Annotated in this window: 13 protein-coding genes; 7 read left to right on the top strand and 6 right to left on the bottom strand. The window is 72.1% G+C overall.

Translation table 11 applies throughout. The features are described from left to right. Nucleotides 1-2 precede the first annotated feature (2 nt). Both ABCS02_RS16450 and ABCS02_RS16445 read left to right on the top strand, forming a co-directional pair. Nucleotides 3-1,658, top strand: coding sequence for a DUF2142 domain-containing protein (locus ABCS02_RS16450; protein ID WP_345836744.1), 1,656 nt, complete (start codon nucleotides 3-5; stop codon nucleotides 1,656-1,658). Then, a complete protein-coding gene (locus ABCS02_RS16445; protein ID WP_345836743.1) occupies nucleotides 1,655-2,815 on the top strand; it encodes a glycosyltransferase family 4 protein in 1,161 nt (386 codons plus the stop codon). Before ABCS02_RS16450 ends, ABCS02_RS16445 begins: the two co-directional genes overlap by 4 nt. On the opposite strand, the gene ABCS02_RS16440 is transcribed toward ABCS02_RS16445, so the two are convergent. Together ABCS02_RS16440 and ABCS02_RS16435 are read right to left on the bottom strand one after the other, a co-directional pair. Beyond that, nucleotides 2,791-3,882 carry a glycosyltransferase family 1 protein gene (locus tag ABCS02_RS16440; RefSeq protein ID WP_345836742.1) on the bottom strand — a complete coding sequence of 364 codons (1,092 nt, stop codon included), beginning with the start codon at nucleotides 3,880-3,882 and terminating at the stop codon, nucleotides 2,791-2,793. The two genes, ABCS02_RS16445 and ABCS02_RS16440, sit on opposite strands and share 25 nt — an antisense overlap. After that, nucleotides 3,879-5,039: a hypothetical protein gene (locus ABCS02_RS16435; protein WP_345836741.1), complete on the bottom strand. Its 1,161-nt coding sequence runs from the start codon at nucleotides 5,037-5,039 to the stop codon at nucleotides 3,879-3,881. Before ABCS02_RS16435 ends, ABCS02_RS16440 begins: the two co-directional genes overlap by 4 nt. Nucleotides 5,040-5,170: 131 nt before the next feature. Between ABCS02_RS16435 and ABCS02_RS16430 the strand changes: the two genes are divergently transcribed. Next, a complete protein-coding gene (locus ABCS02_RS16430) occupies nucleotides 5,171-6,442 on the top strand; it encodes a glycosyltransferase family 2 protein (RefSeq protein ID WP_345836740.1) in 1,272 nt (423 codons plus the stop codon). Then, on the top strand, nucleotides 6,442-7,422 hold the full coding sequence (locus tag ABCS02_RS16425) for a glycosyltransferase family 2 protein (RefSeq protein WP_345836739.1): 981 nt from the start codon (nucleotides 6,442-6,444) through the stop codon (nucleotides 7,420-7,422). Before ABCS02_RS16430 ends, ABCS02_RS16425 begins: the two co-directional genes overlap by 1 nt. Nucleotides 7,423-7,461: 39 nt before the next feature. On the opposite strand, the gene ABCS02_RS16420 is transcribed toward ABCS02_RS16425, so the two are convergent. Next, nucleotides 7,462-10,125, bottom strand: coding sequence for a GH25 family lysozyme (locus ABCS02_RS16420; protein WP_345836738.1), 2,664 nt, complete (start codon nucleotides 10,123-10,125; stop codon nucleotides 7,462-7,464). A gap of 197 nt (nucleotides 10,126-10,322) precedes the next feature. On the opposite strand from ABCS02_RS16420, the gene ABCS02_RS16415 reads away from it, so the two are divergent. Next, nucleotides 10,323-12,359 (top strand): FG-GAP-like repeat-containing protein, encoded by a 2,037-nt coding sequence (locus ABCS02_RS16415; protein WP_345836737.1) that lies wholly within the window; start codon nucleotides 10,323-10,325, stop codon nucleotides 12,357-12,359. 18 nt (nucleotides 12,360-12,377) lie between these two features. Here the strand turns inward: ABCS02_RS16415 and ABCS02_RS16410 are convergent, their stop codons facing one another. Genes ABCS02_RS16410 through manA form a run of 3 tightly spaced genes read right to left on the bottom strand, consistent with a single transcriptional unit; the run spans nucleotide 12,378 to nucleotide 16,196 of the window. Further along, nucleotides 12,378-13,667: an O-antigen ligase family protein gene (locus ABCS02_RS16410; RefSeq protein ID WP_345836736.1), complete on the bottom strand. Its 1,290-nt coding sequence runs from the start codon at nucleotides 13,665-13,667 to the stop codon at nucleotides 12,378-12,380. A gap of 10 nt (nucleotides 13,668-13,677) precedes the next feature. Further along, entirely contained in the window at nucleotides 13,678-15,024 is a 1,347-nt protein-coding gene (locus ABCS02_RS16405) for an O-antigen ligase family protein (protein ID WP_345836735.1), read from the bottom strand. A gap of 14 nt (nucleotides 15,025-15,038) precedes the next feature. Beyond that, entirely contained in the window at nucleotides 15,039-16,196 is a 1,158-nt protein-coding gene (manA, locus tag ABCS02_RS16400) for a mannose-6-phosphate isomerase, class I (protein ID WP_345836734.1), read from the bottom strand. A gap of 109 nt (nucleotides 16,197-16,305) precedes the next feature. On the opposite strand from manA, the gene ABCS02_RS16395 reads away from it, so the two are divergent. Together ABCS02_RS16395 and galE are read left to right on the top strand one after the other, a co-directional pair. After that, nucleotides 16,306-17,484 (top strand): acyl-CoA dehydrogenase family protein, encoded by a 1,179-nt coding sequence (locus ABCS02_RS16395; RefSeq protein ID WP_345836733.1) that lies wholly within the window; start codon nucleotides 16,306-16,308, stop codon nucleotides 17,482-17,484. Between the two features lie 82 nt (nucleotides 17,485-17,566). Further along, nucleotides 17,567-18,529: a UDP-glucose 4-epimerase GalE gene (gene galE / locus ABCS02_RS16390; protein ID WP_345836732.1), complete on the top strand. Its 963-nt coding sequence runs from the start codon at nucleotides 17,567-17,569 to the stop codon at nucleotides 18,527-18,529. Nucleotides 18,530-18,691 lie beyond the last annotated feature (162 nt).

The raw sequence follows: 18,691 nt of genomic DNA, 5'->3' as shown, positions 1-18,691 counted from the left end.
CTGTGCCCTCACCCCGAATCGACGCCCCTGCTGCGGACGCGCTCGGCTCCGTGCCGGACGACGTCGTGGCGCGAGGCGTCTCCGCGCCCGAGCGCGCCTCGTCGCCCGCCGTGCAGCGGACCGCCTGGGTGTTCTGGACGGCCTTCGCCCTCTTCGCAGCGCTCTGCGTGAGCTGGGCCCTCGCCTCGCCGATCTTCTCCGTCCCCGACGAGAGCGCCCACGCCGTCAAGGCGATCGCGCAGGTGCGCGGCGAGGCCATCGGGCACCGTGAGCCCGGCATCCGCAACCTTGTGGTCGACCTGCCCCCGTCGTACGCGGTCAACCCCCAGATCATGTGCTTCGTGTACCACCCGAACACCCCGGCCGACTGCGGGAGCTCCCTGGGCGCACCGGGCGGGACGCTCTGGTCCGCGAGCTGGGTGAGCGCGTACAACCCCATCTACTACTACGTCGTCGGCTGGCCGAGCCTCCTGCTCGGCGGTTCGGCGGGCATCTATGCCATGCGCGTCGCGAGCGCGCTCTTCGGCGCGCTGTTCTTCGCCTGGGCCGTGCAGGCGGCGGTCGCGTCACCCCGTGCGCGCTGGATGCCGCTCGCGCTGTCGTTCGCCGCGCTGCCGATGGTGGTCTACCTCAACGGGGCCATCAACCCGAACGGCGTCGAGATCGTCGCGGGCCTCGCCTTCACGGTCTCGCTCCTCCGCCTCCTGCGCCGGTTCGGGGCGGAGGCGCCGGAGTCGTCGTCCGCGCCGGGACTGGGCCTCGGCTACCTGTGGACCATCGTGACGGTCTCCGGGATCGTGCTCGCCAACGCCAGGGCGCTCGGGCCGCTCTGGGTCGTGGTCCTGGTCGCGCTGTGCGTCGTCGCGACGGGGGTGCGGTCGTTCCTGGCCGTGTTCCGGCGGCGGGCGTCGTATCCGTGGCTGATCCTGCTCGCGCTCGGGGGCGTCTTCTCCGTCGGCTGGACGCTCGTCGGCGGAAGCCTGTCCAGCCAGGCCGAGAAGGGCGACGCTCCGCTGGTCGGCGCGAGCTTCCTCTCAGGCGCGGCGTACATGGTCCGCGGCACCCCCGCTTTCCTGACCCAGGCGCTGGGCTACTTCGGCTGGTTCGACGCACCGCTGCCCGGGTGGGCGTTCTGGCCGGCGATCGCCGCCCTCGCGCTCGTCGGCGGGCTGGCGTTCCTCTCCGCGCGGCGGCGCGAGCTCGTCACGCTCGCCGTGGCCTGCGCTGCGGCGTTCCTGGTGCCCGTCCTGGTGCAGGCGTACAGCACCCACCAGACCGGGGTCATCTGGCAGGGCCGCTACGGGCTGTTCCTCTACCTTTCGGTGATCGCCCTCGCCGGCTGGGTGCTCGGCCGTAGAGGCGGGAGGCGGATCGCCTTCCTCTCCGTCCGCGCGACCTGGGTGGTCGCCGGCCTGCTGTGGCTGTTCGGCGTCGCCGCGTTCGTGCTCGCCCTCCGCCGCTACGTGGTGGGGGAGAGCACGCCCATCACCCGGATGTTCCAGCACGCGCAGTGGCAGCCTCCGCTCGGCTGGATGACGCTGGTCGTGCTGTTCGTCGTGCTGTCGGCCGCGTTCGCCGCCTTCGTCGGGCTCCTGGCCCGTCGTGCCGCCGCCGCCGACCTGGGGCCGCGCGCGGGCGACGAGGCCGTCGCACGGTGAGCGGGGACGCACCGCTCACGGTGGCCGTCGTCTACGACTGCCTCTACCCCGTGAACACCGGCGGCGGGGAGCGCGTGTACCGCGCGCTCGCGGAGCGGTTCGCCGAGCGCGGCGCCGCGGTCGACTATCTGACCCGCGCGCAGTGGCCGCCCGGGCAGGCCCCGTCCGTGGACTTCGCCATCCGGGAGATCTGGCGGGGCGAGATCGCCGACGAGCACGGCGACCGGATGCCGCGGGCCGCAGTCGGCTTCGCGCGGGCGACGTACCGCGCCCTTCGCCGCTCGCGCGGGAGTTACGACATCGTCGTGGTGAGCGCGCTTCCCCCGCTCAACGTCCTCGCCGCACGGCTGGCGCTGCGCGGGACCAGGAGCTGGCTGGTGGCCGACTGGCTCGAGGTGTGGTCCCTGCGGAAATGGTTCGAGTACTCCGGGCCGGTCGTCGGCTCCGTCGCCTGGCTGCTCCAGGTCATCGGGCTCCGGCTGAGCGACGAGGTCACCGTCAACAGCTCGTTCACGCTCCGCAAGGCCCGGCGGCGCGGGCGAGGCGGCCTCGTCCTGGGGCTGATGGACCTCGCCGGGGCGGCGGCGCCGAGCGTCGAGCCGGAGACGGACCGCGACCTGATCCTCTTCGCCGGCCGCCACATCGCGGACAAGCAGCTCGACGCCCTGCCGGCCGCGATGCGCGTGGTCCAGCGCTCGCACCCCGGCGCGCGGCTGGTCGTCGCGGGGTCGGGGCCGGAGACTCCCGCGCTGCTCTCCGCGGCGCGCGAGGCCGGCGTCGAGCCGGAGGTCCTGGGGCGCGTCCCCGATGACGACCTCGAGGACCTGATGGCGCGCGCGTCCGTGCTGGTGAACCCGTCCCGCCGGGAGGGGTTCGGCCTGGTGGTGGCCGAGGCGGCGTCGCACGGCACGCCCAGCGTCGTCGTCGCCGGCGAGGACAACGCGGCGGCCGACCTCGTGGAGGACGGGGTCAACGGCTTCCTGTCGCCCAGCGTCTCGCCTGCCGAGCTGGGCGGCGCGGTGGTGCGGGCGCTGGACGGCGGCGACGAGCTGCGCGCGTCGACCAGGCGCTGGTTCGCCGAGGCCAGCGCCACCCGCAACCTGCGGGCGTCGGTGGACGAGCTCCTCCGGCGCTACGAGCGCGCCAGGACGGACTGAAACTCCGCGAGGGTGCGGCCGGCGGCATGCTCCCAGGAGAACTCGCCCGCGCGTTCCAGGCCCGCGGCCCCGCGGCGGTCGAGCTCGGCGTCGTCGCGCGTCAGCTCGCCGAGCGTGCGCGTCCAGGCCGCGACGTCGGACGGGTCGAGATACACGGCCGCGTCACCGCCGACCTCCCGGAGCACGGGAAGGTCGGAGCACAGCACAGCGCGGCCGCGCGACATCGCCTCGAGCACCGGCAGGCCGAACCCCTCGAAGCGGGTCGGGAAGGCGACGAGCGACGATCGCCGGAAGGCGCTCTCCAGCTCGTCGGCGGAGACCCAGCCGAGGAAGTCGATGTCGGCGGAGACGCCGAGCTCGTCGGCCAGCGGCCGGAGCGGGTCGTCCGCGCCGCCTCCCGTGAGGGCGAGGCGGGGACGTGCCTCCGCGGGGAGTCCGGCGATGGCCCGCACGAGCGTCTCGACGTTCTTGTGGGGCATCCGGTTGCCGACGCAGAGCACCACCGGCCGGGTCGCCGCGACGCGGGGTGACGGGACGGCGGCGGCGTCGCCGGCGAGCGGGATCGCGACGACGCGCCCCGGGTCGACGCCGAGCGCCTGCACGATGCCGGCGGCGGACGCGTCGCTCACGGTCAGCACCCGTGCCGCGTTCGCGACCGTGCGCCGGATCAGCCAGCGCAGGACCGTGCCGTGCCGGCCGGGGACCCACTCGGGGTGCGCGAACGGCAGGACGTCATGGAGCGTGAGCACGACGGGCGCGGGGGCGCGGTGCGGCCCGACGTTGGCCGGGGCGTGGATGAGGTCGGCGCCGATCCGGCGGGCGTGCCGGGACACGGCGCGCAGCTCGCCCAGCGCCCACGCCACGCGGCCCTCGCCGCTCACGCCCGAGTCGACGACGTCGCCGGGGAACCAGGACAGGTCGAGCCGCGCGGCCTCCGAGGACGCCAGCCCGACGAACTCCACGTCGGCGGCGCGCGGCATGGCCCCGTAGAGCCGGCGCACGTAGGACTCCATGCCGCCCTTGCCCCCGGTCAGGAACAGGAGGTCGACGAGGATGCGCGCCGTCATCCGGCAGCACCCTCGTGCGCGGCGAGGCGCTCCGCGGCCTTCCGTCGCCGTGCCGACTCGTAGAGCACGGCCTGGAAGAGCTCGCCGCCGAGCAGGACGGCGAAGATCCAGACCAGGTCGTCCGTCGCGACCACGGCGAGGGCGGCGAGGAACGTCGCGACCGCCGCGGTCGCCCGCAGCAGCGTCAGCAGCTTCGCCTCGCCCATCCGACGGAGGCTCGCGAACGGGATGGTCGACGCCAGCGACGCCGCCCGCCACAGGCAGGCGACGAACAGCGGGACGGCCGTCGCGGCCTCCGTCCAGGTGCCGTGGAAGGCGTAGCCGAACACGCCGAGCCACTCGCACACGACGATCACCACGATGGCGCCGACGACCGCTGCGGCGGAGACGACGATGTCCAGCCGCGAGTGCGCCTTCAGCAGGCGGAGCCGCATGAAGTTCAGCGGGATGGCGAGCAGTCCGGAGACCGTGGAGATCGACGTGAACAGCACCGCCTGGGCCGGCCCGAGCAGCGCGAGGACCGTCGCGTTCAGCAGCGGGTAGATGCCGCCGGTGATCGCCACGTCCGTGACCACCCAGCCCATCACGCGCGGCTCGGGCCGCGAGGCGTGGTGCGACACCGGCATCGAGCGGATGACCGTCGCGACGAAGATGCCGGCGACGAGGGGGATCAGCGCCCACTCGATGCGCGCGAAACCGGCGACGACCCCCGCCAGCGCGCCGACGCCGACCGTGACGGCCGCCCAGAACTCGCGGGTGTCCAGCCGTTCCGCCACCGAGACTCCGCGCCCGACTTCGAGGGAGGCCACCAGCACCGGCAGGGCCACGCAGAGCACGACGGCGTTCGTGTAGGCGACAGCGACCGCGATCGCGGCGAGCATCGAGAGGCCTGCGAGCCAGAGCGGGAAGGTGACCCGGCGCTCGGTCGAGGCGGAGCTGAGCCGCGACTCCACCACGACCGCGAACACGAGCTGCCCGACGAACGTGGCGACCATCGTCGCCACCGCGATCGCGCCCTGCTCCGGCAGCGGGAACACCCGCGACGCGATCGAGACGGTCGCGGCCGGGATGACGGCGAGCGGCACTCCGCCGACGAGGGTCACGAACGAGACCATCGCCCTGCGCAGCCCCAGTTCGGGGGGCGGCTCGAGGCTCATTCGCCGCTGCTCATCGTGCGTGTCACAGTCACCACTATCGCATCCGGCGCGCTCCTGGCCGGATTCAGGCGCGCTTCCGGTTATTATCAGATCGCTCTCACGCCCTGACAGACGACAGAACGGCCACGGTCATGACGACTACGGACACCCCCGCGCTGGCCGACGGCCCGTTCGCGCGATCGGTCGAGCCCGCCCGCCTCGCCCCCGCGGTCCCGGCTCCGACCGTTGCCGCGCAGACGTCCGTGGACGCGATCGAGCTGTCGATCGTGATGCCCTGCCTGAACGAGGCGGAGACGCTCGCGACCTGCATCGACAAGGCCCAGGGCTACCTGCGGCGCAGTGGCGTCGTCGGAGAGATCGTCATCGCCGACAACGGCAGCACGGACGGTTCGCAGCAGATCGCCCGCGACCACGGCGCCCGCGTCGTCGACGTGCCCGACAAGGGCTACGGCGCGGCGCTCATCGGCGGCATCGCGGCCGCGTCCGGCACCTACGTCATCATGGGCGACGCGGACGACAGCTACGACTTCTCCGACCTGGACGCCTTCCTGGAGCGGCTCCGGGCCGGCGACGAGCTCGTCATGGGGAACCGGTTCCGCGGCGGGATCGAGCCCGGCGCCATGCCGCCCCTGCACAAGTACCTCGGCAACCCGGTGCTCTCCACCATCGGCCGGCTCTTCTTCCGCTCGCCGATCCGCGACTTCCACTGCGGACTGCGCGGGTTCAACCGGGCCGCCATCCAGTCGCTGCGGCTTCAGACGACGGGCATGGAGTTCGCCAGCGAAATGGTCGTGAAGGCGTCCCTCGAAGGCCGCCGGGTCAGCGAAGTGCCCACGACCCTCAAAAAGGACGGGCGCTCGCGGCCTCCGCACCTGCGCAGCTGGCGCGACGGCTGGCGCCACCTGCGGTTCCTCCTCATCTTCAGCCCGCGGTGGCTGTTCCTCGTTCCGGGGACGGCCGCGTTCGCGATCGGCATGCTCGGCACGCTGTACCTCAGCTTCGGCCCGCTGGTCGTCGGCGACGTCGGCTTCGACGTGGCGAGCCAGGTGTACCTCGCCGCGCTCGCCGCCGTCGGCTACCAGGGCGTGATCTTCGCGATCCTGACCAAGATATTCGCTCAGCATGAAGGGTTCCGCATTCCGCGCAGCCGCAACTTCGACCGGCTGGAGCGGCGGATCAGCCTGGAGTCGAGCGCTCTCGCCGGTGTCGCGCTGTTCCTCGTCGGCCTGGTGGTCGGCGTCGTCCAGTTCTCGGGATGGGCGTCGTCCGGATTCGGCGCTCTGCACGCGATCGCCACCGTCCGCGCCGCGATCCCGGCCGCCGTCCTGATGATCCTCGGCGCGCAGACGGTGATGGCGGGTATGTTCCTCGGCGTTCTGTCGGTGGGCCTGAAGCGGCGCTGATGACAGCTCCGCGTACGAGCGTCGCGCTCTGCACCTTCGATGGCGCGCGCTTCGTCGAAGAGCAGGTGCGCAGCATCCTCGCCCAGGATCCGCCTCCGGACGAGCTCGTGGTGTCGGACGACGGCTCCCGCGACGGCACGCTGGACATCGTCCGCAGGGTCGCCGAGGAGCCGTCGCCGACGGCCGTGACCGTGCTGGAGGGCGACCGCCCGCTCGGGGTGACGCAGAACTTCCAGCGCGCGGTCAGCGCCGCCGGCGGCGAGGTCGTGGCGCTGAGCGACCAGGACGACGTCTGGCATCCCGGGAGGCTGGCGGCGCTCGCCGGGCGCTTCGCCGCCGAGCCGGACCTCCTGCTGCTCCACACCGACGCCGACCTGGTGGACGCGGAGGGCGCGCCGCTCGGCCGCACGCTCTTCGAGTCGCTGGAGGTGTCGCCCCAGGAGCTGGAGGCCGAGCGGACGGGTCACGCCTTCGACGCGTTCCTGCGCCGCAACCTCGCCACGGGCGCCACCGTCCTCTTCCGGCGGTCCCTGCTCGAGCTCGCCCTGCCGTTCCCGGAGCCGTGGGTGCACGACGAGTGGCTGGCGGCGATCGCCGCCGCGACGGGACGGGTCGACGTCGAGACCGGCGCGACCATCGACTACCGCCAGCACGGAGCCAACCAGATCGGCGTCGGCGCACCGACCCTCCGCCGCAAGATCGGGCGCGTGCTCGAGCCGAGAGCGGACCGAAACCGGCTGCTCGCGCGGCGATTCGCGGTGCTCGCCGACCGGCTGGCCGCGCTCGGCGACCTCGTCCCTCCCGGCTATCTGGACGCGGCCCGCGCGAAGGCCGCGTTCGAGGCCACGCGGGCGGAGATGCCCGCCAACCGGCTCGCCCGCGCCCTCCCGGTGCTGCGGCTCGCGCGCACCGGTCAGTACCAGCGGTTCGCCAGCCGCGGCACGGCCGACGTGCTGCGCGACCTCGTCCAGCCCGCCTGAGACCGTCACCTGCACGGCGACGGCCTCAGGCCGATGCCGTCAGCCGAACATGCTCCAGCCCGAGCCGGCCGTCACGGCCGACGCGTAGCCGGGGATCGGGATGATCGTGTTCGGGTAGTAGACGAGCGCTCCGTCGTTGCGCACGCCGATCAGGTCGCCCGAGCGTCCGGGCGAACGGTCGCCCGTGCCGGTGACCGAGGTGAAGGTGTTCCAGCCGCCGCCCAGGAGCGCGGCGCCGCCCCAGCCGATCCCGCCCGACGACGTGCTGCCGGTGCCGGCGTAGAACCACAGCGTCCCGTCGGAGCGCTTCGCGACGAGGTCGGCCTTGCCGTCGCCGTTGGCGTCGCCGGAGCTCGCGAAGGTGAAGCCGTTCCAGCCGTTGCCGACCTGGACGCCCTGGCCGAACCACGCCGTCGAGGACGACGTGTGCCGGATGCCGGGGTAGAACCACAGCGATCCGTCGGCGCGGGTCGCGAGCAGATCCTGGACGCCGTCGCCGTTGTAGTCTCCGGCGATCACCTGCGTGAAGACTCCCCAGCCGCTGCCGATCTGGATGCCGGCCGAATAGGCGCCGGACCCGGTGGACACGCTTCCCGTGGACGGGTAGAGCCAGAGACTGCCGTCGTTCCGGACGGCGATCAGGTCGCGCGTCCCGTTGCCGTCGACGTCACCGCCGTCGACGACCCGGGTGAAGGAGCCCCAGCCCGACCCGATCAGCACGCCCGCACTGTAGCCGGAGTTCATTCCGCCGGTCGTGCCGCGGCCGGGATAGCACCAGAGCGTGCCGTCGTTCCGGATGGCGACCACGTCGGGCTTCGCGTCGCCGTTGAGGTCGCCGGAACCGATGACGCTGGTGAACGCCTGCCAGCCGGACCCGACGATCTGGGCGCCGCCATAGGCCGCCTGGCCGCGCGCGGTGCCGGCGAAGAAGTTCAGCGTGCCGGAGCTGGTCCGGGAGAGCAGGTCCGGCTTGCCGTCCCCGTTCGCGTCCCCTGACGAGATGAGCAGGTCGCTCGCGCTCAGCCCGGGGATCGTGACCTGGGTTCCGGTGCCGAACCCGGAGGCGGAGCCTTTGTAGAGCCAGAGCGAGCCGTCCGGGCGGAAACCGAGCAGGTCGTTGAAGCCGTCGCCGTCGAGGTCGCCCGCGCCGAGCACCTGGCTGAAGATGTTCCACGAGACGCCGATCTGCACGCCGTTGGCGAAGCCGACGTTGCTCCCGGAGACGGCACCCGTTCCCGCATAGAGCCAGAGCGAGCCGTCAGGGCGCCGGGCGAGCAGGTCGGGCTTGTGGTCGCCCGTCACGTCGCCGGCGGCGATCAGGTCGGTGTAGATGTCCCAGCCCTGGCCGAGCACGACCGCCGGGCCGAAGCCGCTGTGGGTGGCGTCGATGACGCCCGTCCCCGGGAAGAAGACCAGCGTCCCGTCGGTCTTGCGCGCGAGCAGGTCGGGTTTGCCGTCGCCGTTGAGGTCACCGGCGACGATGATCTGGTCGTAGATGCCGAAGCCCGACATGATCTGGACCCCGTTGAGGTAGCCCGCGGAGGACCCGCTGGCTCCCGTCCCGGCGTAGAACCAGACGCTGCCGTCGGGCTTGCGCGCGAGCAGGTCCGGTTTGCCGTCGCCGTTCAGGTCGCCGGCCCCGATGATCGGCTGCGCCATCGCGCGCCCGGTGATGGCGAGCTGCTGGAGGGCGGCCGCACTGCCGTTGAACACGTCCTGGTCGCCCGGGAAGATGCCCGAGTCCGCCCACTGCCACATCGTGTATGCACCCCAGCCCGCGGGGAGGGTGCCTGGACCGTCGGAGATGCTGTTCGGGTACCGCGCGATGAAAAGCGGGTTGATGCCGAAGGCGGCGCTGTTGCCGGTGCACTGCGTCCACCAGCCGGTGGTCGAGTAGATCGCGGGGTAGCGGCTCGTGCGCTTGAAGACGGTGTTGGAGAAGTCGGCGATCCAGTTGACCATCGCCTGCGCGCTGAGGCCGTAGCAGGTGGCGCCGTACGGGTTGTACTCGATGTCGAGGAGCGGCGGGAGGGTCCGGCCGTCCTGCGACCACCCGCCGCCGTTGTCGACGAAGTAGTTGGCCTGGGTGGCGCCGGAGCTCGTGTCCGGCGTGGCGAAGTGGTAGGCGCCGCGCGTCAGCCCGGCGGCGTACGAGCCGCTGTACTGGCTGGCGAACTGGCTGGAGACGTAGTCGGTGGACTCCGTCGCCTTGATGTAGACGAACTTCGCGCCGTTCGCGGCCACCTGCGACCAGTTGATGCCGGTCTGCCAGCCGCTGACGTCGAGCCCGGGGAGCCCCGGCGGGACGGCGCTCGGCGACGCGGTCACGTTGGGCGACGCCGTCTTCGAGCCCGGCTGGTTCTGCGGGATGGTCGATCCCATCGCGTGGTTGCGCGCCTTGTTCTGCGTGGCGAGATCCGGGTTCGCGCCGGTCACGGGCGAAGTCCCGGATGACGGCGCGGGTGTCGGAGTGGGGGTCGGCGCAGCCGGGCCGGCAGTCGCGGCCGGTGCGGCCGTGCTCGCCGGGCTGGTGGCCGGCGCGGGCGTCGCCGTGGCGCCGGCGGTCGCCGCCGGGGCCGGTGTCGCCGTGCTCCCCGTGGCGGGGGCCGCGGTCGCCGGAGCGAGGCCGGCGCACGTCACAAGAGTCGCCACGACGACGGCCGTGGCGACGGTGATCAGGGATGGGATTTTTTTGGTGTGCATCGGAAGCCTCCCGCTCGGGATGCGCCGCGTCGGGTCCCGGTCGGTAGGGCCGCCGCGCACGATGATGGTATACGCGGATACGCAAGCAGTCACCCGATCCGCCGCGTGTTCGGCGATGAACAGCCCACAAGTGGGGGCAGAAAGGCCGTCTCCTGGGACTGGTACTGTGACTGGCGATCTATTCGGGGAGGTTGCCGGTGCCGCGATTCACCAGGGCATTCATCATCGTGGCCGTGCTCGCGTCCACCGCTCTCACGGGGGTCGCGGCGCAGCCCGCGCTCGCCGCAGGGCCGCCGTCTCCGTCGGCCCCGCCGCCGACCGCGACGGCGTCGCCGAAGCTCGCCGGTCACCCGCACAAGCGCACCTGCGCCGATCCCCGGCCCGGGCACGCGGCGTGTTTCGCCGAGGTCGTGGAGGGCGTCGCCTCCCCGTCGACGGGCAACCCCACCGGCTACGGGCCGTCCGACCTCCAGGCCGCATACGACCTCTCGACCGCGGCCACCGCCGGCGGCGGCGCCACTGTCGCGGTCGTCGACGCCTACGACCTCCCGTCCGCCGAGGCGGATCTCGCGGTCTACCGGTCGCGCTACGGCCTCCCGCCCTGCACGACCGCGAACGGCTGCTTCCGCAAGGTCGACCAGCGCGGCGGCACCTCCTACCCGAGCGTCGACCCCAACCACTCCTGGGGCCCGGAGACCGACATCGACCTGCAGATGGTCAGCGCCGCGTGCCCGAACTGCCGCATCCTGCTCGTCGAGTCGGACAACGACATCCTGGACAACCTCGGTGCGGCGGCGCAGACCGCCGTCACCCTCGGCGCCCAGTACGTCAGTAACTCGTACGGCGCACTCGACAACGCCGACTTCAGCAGCTACGACCAGTACTACGACCACCCGGGCGTCGTCGTCACCGCGGCCAGCGGCGACAACGGCTACGGCACCCAGTTCCCCGCCGCCTCCCAGTACGTCACGGCCGTGGGAGGCACGTCACTGTCGCCGGTCCAGAACCCCGCGCCGGGCGCACGCGCGTGGACGGAGTCGGCCTGGAGCGGCGCGGGCAGCGGCTGCAGCTCCTACAGTCCGAGGCCGTCCTGGCAGACGGGCACCGGATGCGCCAGCAAGGCCGTCGCCGACATCTCCGCCGTCGCTGACCCGAACACCGGCGTCGCGGGGTACGTCCCGACCACGACCGCGCCGTACTCGTCGGCGTGGCAGGTCCTCGGCGGCACCAGCGTCGCCTCGCCGCTGATCGCGGGCATGTACGCCCTGGCGGGCCGGCCCGCGACCGGGACCTATCCCGCGTCGTACCCGTGGGCGAAGCCGTCCGCGCTGAACGACGTGACCACCGGCTCGAACGGCAGCGGCTGCACCCCGGCGCAGCTGTGCACGGCCGGCCCGGGCTACGACGGCCCGACCGGCCTCGGCACGCCGAACGGCGTGAGCGCGCTCGCGTCCCCGACGCCCGCCGGCACGACGGAGGCGTTGGGCGACTTCAACTCCGACGGCTCGGCCGACGTCCTCGCGCGCAGCACATCCGGCGCGCTCTCGCTGTACCGCGGCAACGGCTCCGGGAGCTGGCTCTCGCCCGCGGCCGTCACCGTGGGCGCCGGCTGGAACGGGATGACCGCGATCCTCTCGCCCGGCGACTTCGACGGCGACGGCCGCAACGACCTCCTCGCGCGGGACTCGTCCGGATCGCTCTGGCTCTACCCGGGCGACGGCGCGAGCGGCTGGCTCCCGCGCAAACTGGTCGGCTCGGGCTGGAACGGCATGACCAGGATCATCGCCGCGCACGACTTCAACGGCGACGGCACAGCGGATGTCGCCGCGATCGACTCCGCGGGGGCGTTCTGGCTCTACCCCGGCAACGGTCACGGCGGCTGGCTGGCGCGCCAGCAGATCGGCTCGGGCTGGGGCGGCATGACGGCGGTCCTCGGCATCGGCGACTTCACCGGCGACGGCAAGCCCGACATCCTGGCCAGGGACGGCTCCGGGCGGCTCTGGCTGTACGGGCACACGCCGTCCGGGTGGGCGACCCCGCAGGTCGTGGGCAGCGGCTGGGGCGGCATGACCGCGATCGTCTCGGTCGGCGACTTCGACGGCGACGGGCATGACGACGTCATCGCGCAGCGCTCCGACGGCGCGCTCGTCCTCTATCCCACCACTGGGCAGTCCGGGTGGGGCACGCCCCGGGTCATCGGGTCCGGCTGGAACATCATGTCCTGGATCGGCTGACCGGAGCGCAGGTCCGGCTCAGGCCCCGTCGCGGTGCGGCAGCCGGAGCCGCCAGCTCATGCCCTGCGACGCCTTCACCGTGCAGATCACGATCAGCATCCAACCGGACTCGATCAGGATCGAGCTCTCGAAGACGCTCGTGACCAGCAGGGCGACCAGCACGAGCGGCGCCCAGGCGTAGACGACGCTGCGGCGGTTGGAGGCGAGCAGCCAGGAGCGGCCGAAGGCCAGCGCGATGAGCGCGACGAAGATGAGGAGGCCGATGAAGCCGACCTGGAGGTAGACGTCCAGGTAGGCGTTCAGGCCGTCCGGGTGGTACGTGCCGGTCGCGTCCTGGATGGCGTTGAACGGGTAGAGGTCGGTCGGCCAGGCGCCCACCCAGCCCCAGCCGGCGATCTGGTTGATCGGGATGAGCTCCCAGATCTGGATCCAGAGCTTGTAGCGCACCTGGAAGTCCGCGCGGGCGTTGAGCAGGTCGATGACGCGGGTGCGGTAGATGTAGGCGGTGACCAGGATCGCGATCGTCACGACCGCCAGCGCCCACTGCACCAGCGTCCGGCGGTGGGCCGGCACCTTCCGCAGCAGGTACAGCGCGAGCGTGGCGAACCCGACCACCACCGACACCGCGGCGATGACGGGGGAGTGCGCCAGCAGGATGCAGAGCGCGGCGAGCGTGATCGAGAACGCCGCCATCGTCGGCCGCACGGAGCGGGTGCGCAGCTCGACCAGGAACGTGACGAACGCGATCAGCGCGACGATGCTGAGCTGGTTGCGGGTGCCGAACAGGCCCTGGATCGGTCCTCCCGCCGCGATGTTGCCCGCGATTCCCAGGAACCGGATCGGCAGGTCCAGCAGCAGGCCGCTCAGGACCTCCAGTGCGAGCGACACGGTCAGCAGCACGCGCAGGGCGTCGCCGACCACCCGGACGATCTGGATCGCGTCTCGCACCAGGGCGATGTACACGGCCAGGAACGCGAACAGCAGCTGGTACAGGACCCCGGCGACCGTCGCCCACTGGTAGTCGCTCCAGATGATCGACAGTGCGCACCAGCCGACGAACGCCAGCGCGGAGATCGGCAGCAGGCCGTGCCACTCGATGAGCTTGCGCTGGGCGATGAACGACAGCGCCGCCAGGACGGCGATCGCGCCGAGGACGCCGATGAGGCCGGGCCAGCCCATCAGCGCGCGGATGGCGTGCGTCGAGAATCCGGTCACGACCGCCAGCAGCGCGAGGGTCGAGTTGAATCGCGCCGATCCGAGGAACTCGGTCACCGCGGGCGGCACCAGGGTTCGACGCGGTTCGGCCATGGACAGAATCCTACGTGGCGGACTGCTTGGTCTTCAGGGAGAGCAACGCCAGGAGCGCCCAGCCCCCTTCGATCAGCATGCGGCTCTCGGCGAGGCTCTGGGCGAGCAGTGCGGCCAGCAGCAGCAGCGGCAGGAGGGCGAGCGCCGTGTACGGCAGGTCGTCGGCGACGGCCACACGCGGCCGGTCCACGGCCAGGAACCAGGACCGCCACAGCGTGCTCAGCACCAGGAGGGCGAAGATCACCAGGCCGACGATCCCGAGCTGCAGCCAGACGTCGAGCCACGCGTTGTGCGCCTGCAGGTACTCGACGCCGCTGCGCACGGCGAGGTCCTTGAACGGCGACACCCAGGGCGCCCAGTAGCTCACCCAGCCCCACCCGAACGCCGGGCGCTCCTGGGCGAGGTGGATGACGGAGTTCCAGATCGTCAGCCGGCCGGTCAGGTCCTCGCTCTTGCCGAGCAGCACGGGGATGCGGGAGGCGAACAGCACGACGGACACCACGACCACGAGCGCGAGCGCCGCCGCGGTGAGGTACACCGGCCGCCTCCGCTCGGGCCCGGCGCGGCGCGTCCAGAGCGCGAAGCCCAGCACGACCGCCGTGAAGACCGCGGCGATGAACACGGTCGAGGAGCGGGTCAGTGCGAAGGTCACGACGGCGACGACGATCCAGGTGATCGCCGTCCCGCGGCGGATGCTCCGATCGGCGAGCTGGATGCCGAAGACGACCAGCCCGAGCAGCGCGACCATCGCCAGGAGGTTGCTGTTGCCGACGATCCCCTGGATCTGGCCGCCGTGGAAGAGCAGGTCGCGGCTCCAGTAGAACGCCGACGGGATGTGCGCCGGCACCGGCTGCGCGGGCGTGAGCGGAAGGACGGGCCGGCGCACGAAGACGGCGACGATCAGCTCGAACAGCAGCGACAGCCCGAGGATCCAGCGGAACGCGTTCGCGAGGGCCGTGAGCAGCGCCCGCCAGCTGAGGCAGAACGCGAGGAACAGCGCGGCCCCGGTCGTGGCGAACTGCGCGACCAGCCCGAGCGCCGTCGCGCCCGGATACGCCGACCAGGCCAGGGAGACCACCGCGAACGCGAGGAAGAGCACCAGCGACTTCGGCAGCTTGCGCCAGCGCACGGCCGGGCGCAGCCGCACCAGGAGGACGACGCTCCCCACCGCCAGCACACCGGCGAGCACGAAGTAGCCCGGCCAGCTGATCAGGTTGCGCCAGAAGTCCCCGGCGAACAGCGTGAACAGCACCAGCACCGCGAACACCGAGACCCCGGTGCCGGAGGCGCCGCGGGCGGCGTCGACGCGGTCGCGCAGCGGGTTCGATCCGGGCGCCGAAGGGGAGGGGCTGCTCACCCCCGAAGGATAGCTCACCGGTTCGGCGTCGCCAGGAAGAGTGTTCCCGCGCCGGCATATACGGTCAGCGTGCCCTCGTCCGCCGTCACGACGGCCGCCTCGCCGCGGGAGAGCCGCAGCAAGCCGGTCGCGCCGCGGAGCTCCACGTCCCCGGCCGTGCAGAGCGCGATCGCGGTGCCCGGCAGCTCGACCGTGGCGGACGGCACCTCGCCGCCGATCTCCACGCGCGCCAGCCGGAAGTCCGGCACGTCGGGCACGAACTCCTCGACGCCGGGCGCGGGCCGCTCCCGGACCATCGGGGTCACCGCGAACGGCGCGAAGTCGAGGATGCTCACCAGCTCCGGAACGTCGATCCGCTTCGGGGTCAGCCCGCCGCGCAGCACGTTGTCGGAGGCGGCCATCAGCTCGACGCCGAGCCCGCGGAGGTAGGCGTGGATGTTGCCCGCCGGGAGGTAGAGGGCGTCGCCCGGACGCAGCGCGACGCGGTTGAGCAGCAGCGCGAGGACGATCCCCGGGTCGCCGGGGAAGGCGTCCGCCAGCATCCGGACGGTGTCGGCGTCGACGCCCTCCGCGGTGCTGGCCGCCTCGACCACCGCGTCGACGACCGCCGCGACCTCCGGCGCGCCGCCCAGGAGCCACTCGGTCGCGCGGCGCAGAGCCTGCTGCGGGTCGCCGTCGAGCGAGGCGGCGAACGCGGCCACCGCGGGGTCGCCGCCCGCCAGCCGTTCGAGCGCGGCGCGGCTCTCGGCCGGCTCCCGGAAGCCGCACAGCGCGTCGAACGGGTCGGACAGCGCGAAGATCATCTCCGGCTTGTGGAACGGGTCCTTGTAGTTGCGCTCGGGGGAGTCCGGAGCCAGGCCCTCGGCGTTCTCGCGCTCGAACCCGGCGCGGGCCTGCGCGGACGAGGGATGCGCCTGCAGCGACAGCGGGCCCGCGGCCGCGAGCACCTTGAGCAGGTAGGGGAGCTTTCCGGCCGTCTCGCTCCAGTGCGCGAGGTCGGCGGCTCCTCCGGCCTCCTCCGGGTCGAGGATGCAGGCGGGGGAGCCCGGGTGCGCGCCCAGCCAGAGCTCCGCCTCCGGGGCCCCGCTCGGCGTCGTGCCGAGGAGGTGGGCGATCGCGGTGGTGGAACCCCACGCGTAATCGCGCGGGGTGTTGCCGATGCGCACAAACATCCGTCGTGTTCCCTTCGATCCGGTTAGACCAAAGTACCAATCGCTTTGCCGCGTCCCGGGCCGGTCCCTAGGCTGGCGGTCTCTGCCGACCGCATGCACTGGAGCACACATGGCCTTCGAACCCCTCGCCAGCGACTTCTACGGCTTCGAGAACCTCCTCACCGAGCGCGAGCGCGACTTCATCGCGAACCTGCGCGCGGCGCTGGAGACCGAGCTGAAGCCGATCGTCAACGAGTACTGGGAGCGTGCGGAGTTCCCGCGGCAGATCGTGGACGTGCTGCACGGGGCCGGCGCGATCGGCCTCGGCTTCGAGGAGACCGCGCCGTTCGAGAACTCGGCGGTCTTCCGCGGCTGGGTCGCCCTGGAGCTGTCCCGTGTCGACGCCTCCGTCAGCACCTACGTCGGCGTGCAGAACGGCCTGGCGCTCGGCGCGATCGGCATCTGCGGCTCGACCGAGCAGCGTGCGGAGTGGCTGCCCAAGCTGGCCAGCGGCGAGGTCCTCGGCGCGTTCGGCCTCACCGAGCCGGACTCCGGCTCCGACTCCGCCCAGGGCCTGCGCACGATCGCGACCCGCGACGGCGACGACTGGATCCTCAACGGCTCCAAGCGCTGGATCGGCAACGCCACCTTCAGCGACATCACGGTCATCTGGGCCAAGAGCGCCGAGGACGGCCAGGTGAAGGGCTTCATCGTCCCGACGAGCACGCCCGGCTACACCGCGACCAAGATCGAGGGCAAGACCTCGCTGCGCATCGTTCAGAACGCGGACATCACGCTGGAGAACGTGCGCGTGCCCGAGTCGCTGCGCCTCCAGAACGCGAACAGTTTCCGGGACACCGCCGCCGTGCTGCGGCAGACCCGCGCCGAGGTCGCCTGGTCCGCCGTCGGCGTCGCCGTGGGCGCGTACGAGGCGGCGCTGCGCTACGCGAAGGAGCGCGTGCAGTTCGGCAAGCCGATCGCCAAGCACCAGCTCATCCAGGACCTCCTGGTGAAGTCCATCGGCGACATCACCGCCTCCATCGCCCTCTGCACGCGGGTGTCCCAGATGCTGGACGGCGACGAGCAGCGCGACGAGCACTCGGCCCTGGCCAAGGCGTTCGCGACGGCGCGGATGCGCGAGACCGTGGCGCGCTGCCGCGAGCTGATGGGCGGCAACGGCATCGTCCTCGACTACGACGTGGCCCGCTTCTTCGCCGACGCCGAGGCCCTCTACTCCTACGAGGGCACCCGCGAGATGAACACCCTCATCGTGGGCCGAGCCATCACCGGCGAGGCCGCCTTCGTCTGACCGGCCCACCGGAGGGCCGTCATCGCTTCGAACGCTAGGGTTGCAGTGATTCCCTCGTTCCGTTCGAAGCAGGAGGACGCCCGTGGCGTGGTTGGTGACTGGAGGGGCCGGCTACATCGGCTCCCACGTGGTGCAGGCGTTCCGGGCGGAAGGCATCGACGTCGTCGTGGTCGACGACCTGTCCAGCGGGCATGAGGAGTTCGTCCCCGCCGACGTGCCCTTCTACCGCGGCACCATCCTCGACGGCGCGCTGCTGGAGCGGATCTTCCGGGAGAACACCGTGAGCGGCGTCGTGCACGTCGCCGGCTTCAAGTACGCGGGCGTGTCCGTCCAGCGGCCGCTGCACACCTACGAGCAGAACGTCACCGCCACCGCCGTGCTGCTCGCCGCGATGCAGGAGGCGGGGGTCGACGCGATCGTCTTCTCCTCGTCCGCCGCGGTGTACGGCACCCCGGACGTGGACCTGGTCACCGAGTCCACCCCCAAGAGCCCGGAGTCGCCGTACGGCGAGTCCAAGCTGATCGGGGAGTGGCTGCTGCGCGACCAGGGCGTCGCCGCGAGCCTCCGCCACACCTCGCTCCGCTACTTCAACGTCGTCGGCTCCGGCGACCCCGCGCTGCGCGACACCAGCCCGCACAACCTGTTCCCCCTGGTCTTCGACGCCCTCGTCGCCGGCCGGACCCCGCGGGTCAACGGCGACGACTACCCGACGCCGGACGGCACCTGCGTGCGCGACTACATCCACGTCGCCGACCTGGCCGTCTCGCACGTCGCCGCGGCCAAGCGCCTGGACGCGGGGGAGCCGATCCAGCCCGTCTACAACCTGGGCAGCGGCGACGGCGTCAGCGTGGGCGAGATCATGTCGACCGTGGCCCGTGTGACCGGTATCGCCTTCACCCCAGAAGTGGGGCCTCGACGGCCGGGGGACCCGGCGAGGATCGTTGCCTCAGGAGAGCTCGCCGCGCGCGACCTCGACTGGAAGATGCGCCACTCCCTCGAGGAAATGGTAGGCAGCGCCTGGGAAGCACGGCAGGCGGCGTCCTGACCTGCAGCCCGACGGGGGTAGACAGGTCGGGCGTGTCGCGATTGTTGTCGAGCCCCGGCGCGTCGTGAAGTCTCGACCAGGCGTTAGGGCTTTACGATTCGCGACTTGACGGAAGCGAATGACAACGGTGTAATTATTGCGACACGACAAACGTGTACGTCA

It is taken from the genome of Microbacterium sp. X-17 (genome assembly GCF_039615055.1).
Note: the sequence above shows the minus strand (reverse complement) of the source record. Positions and strands in the feature narration are given on the sequence as shown.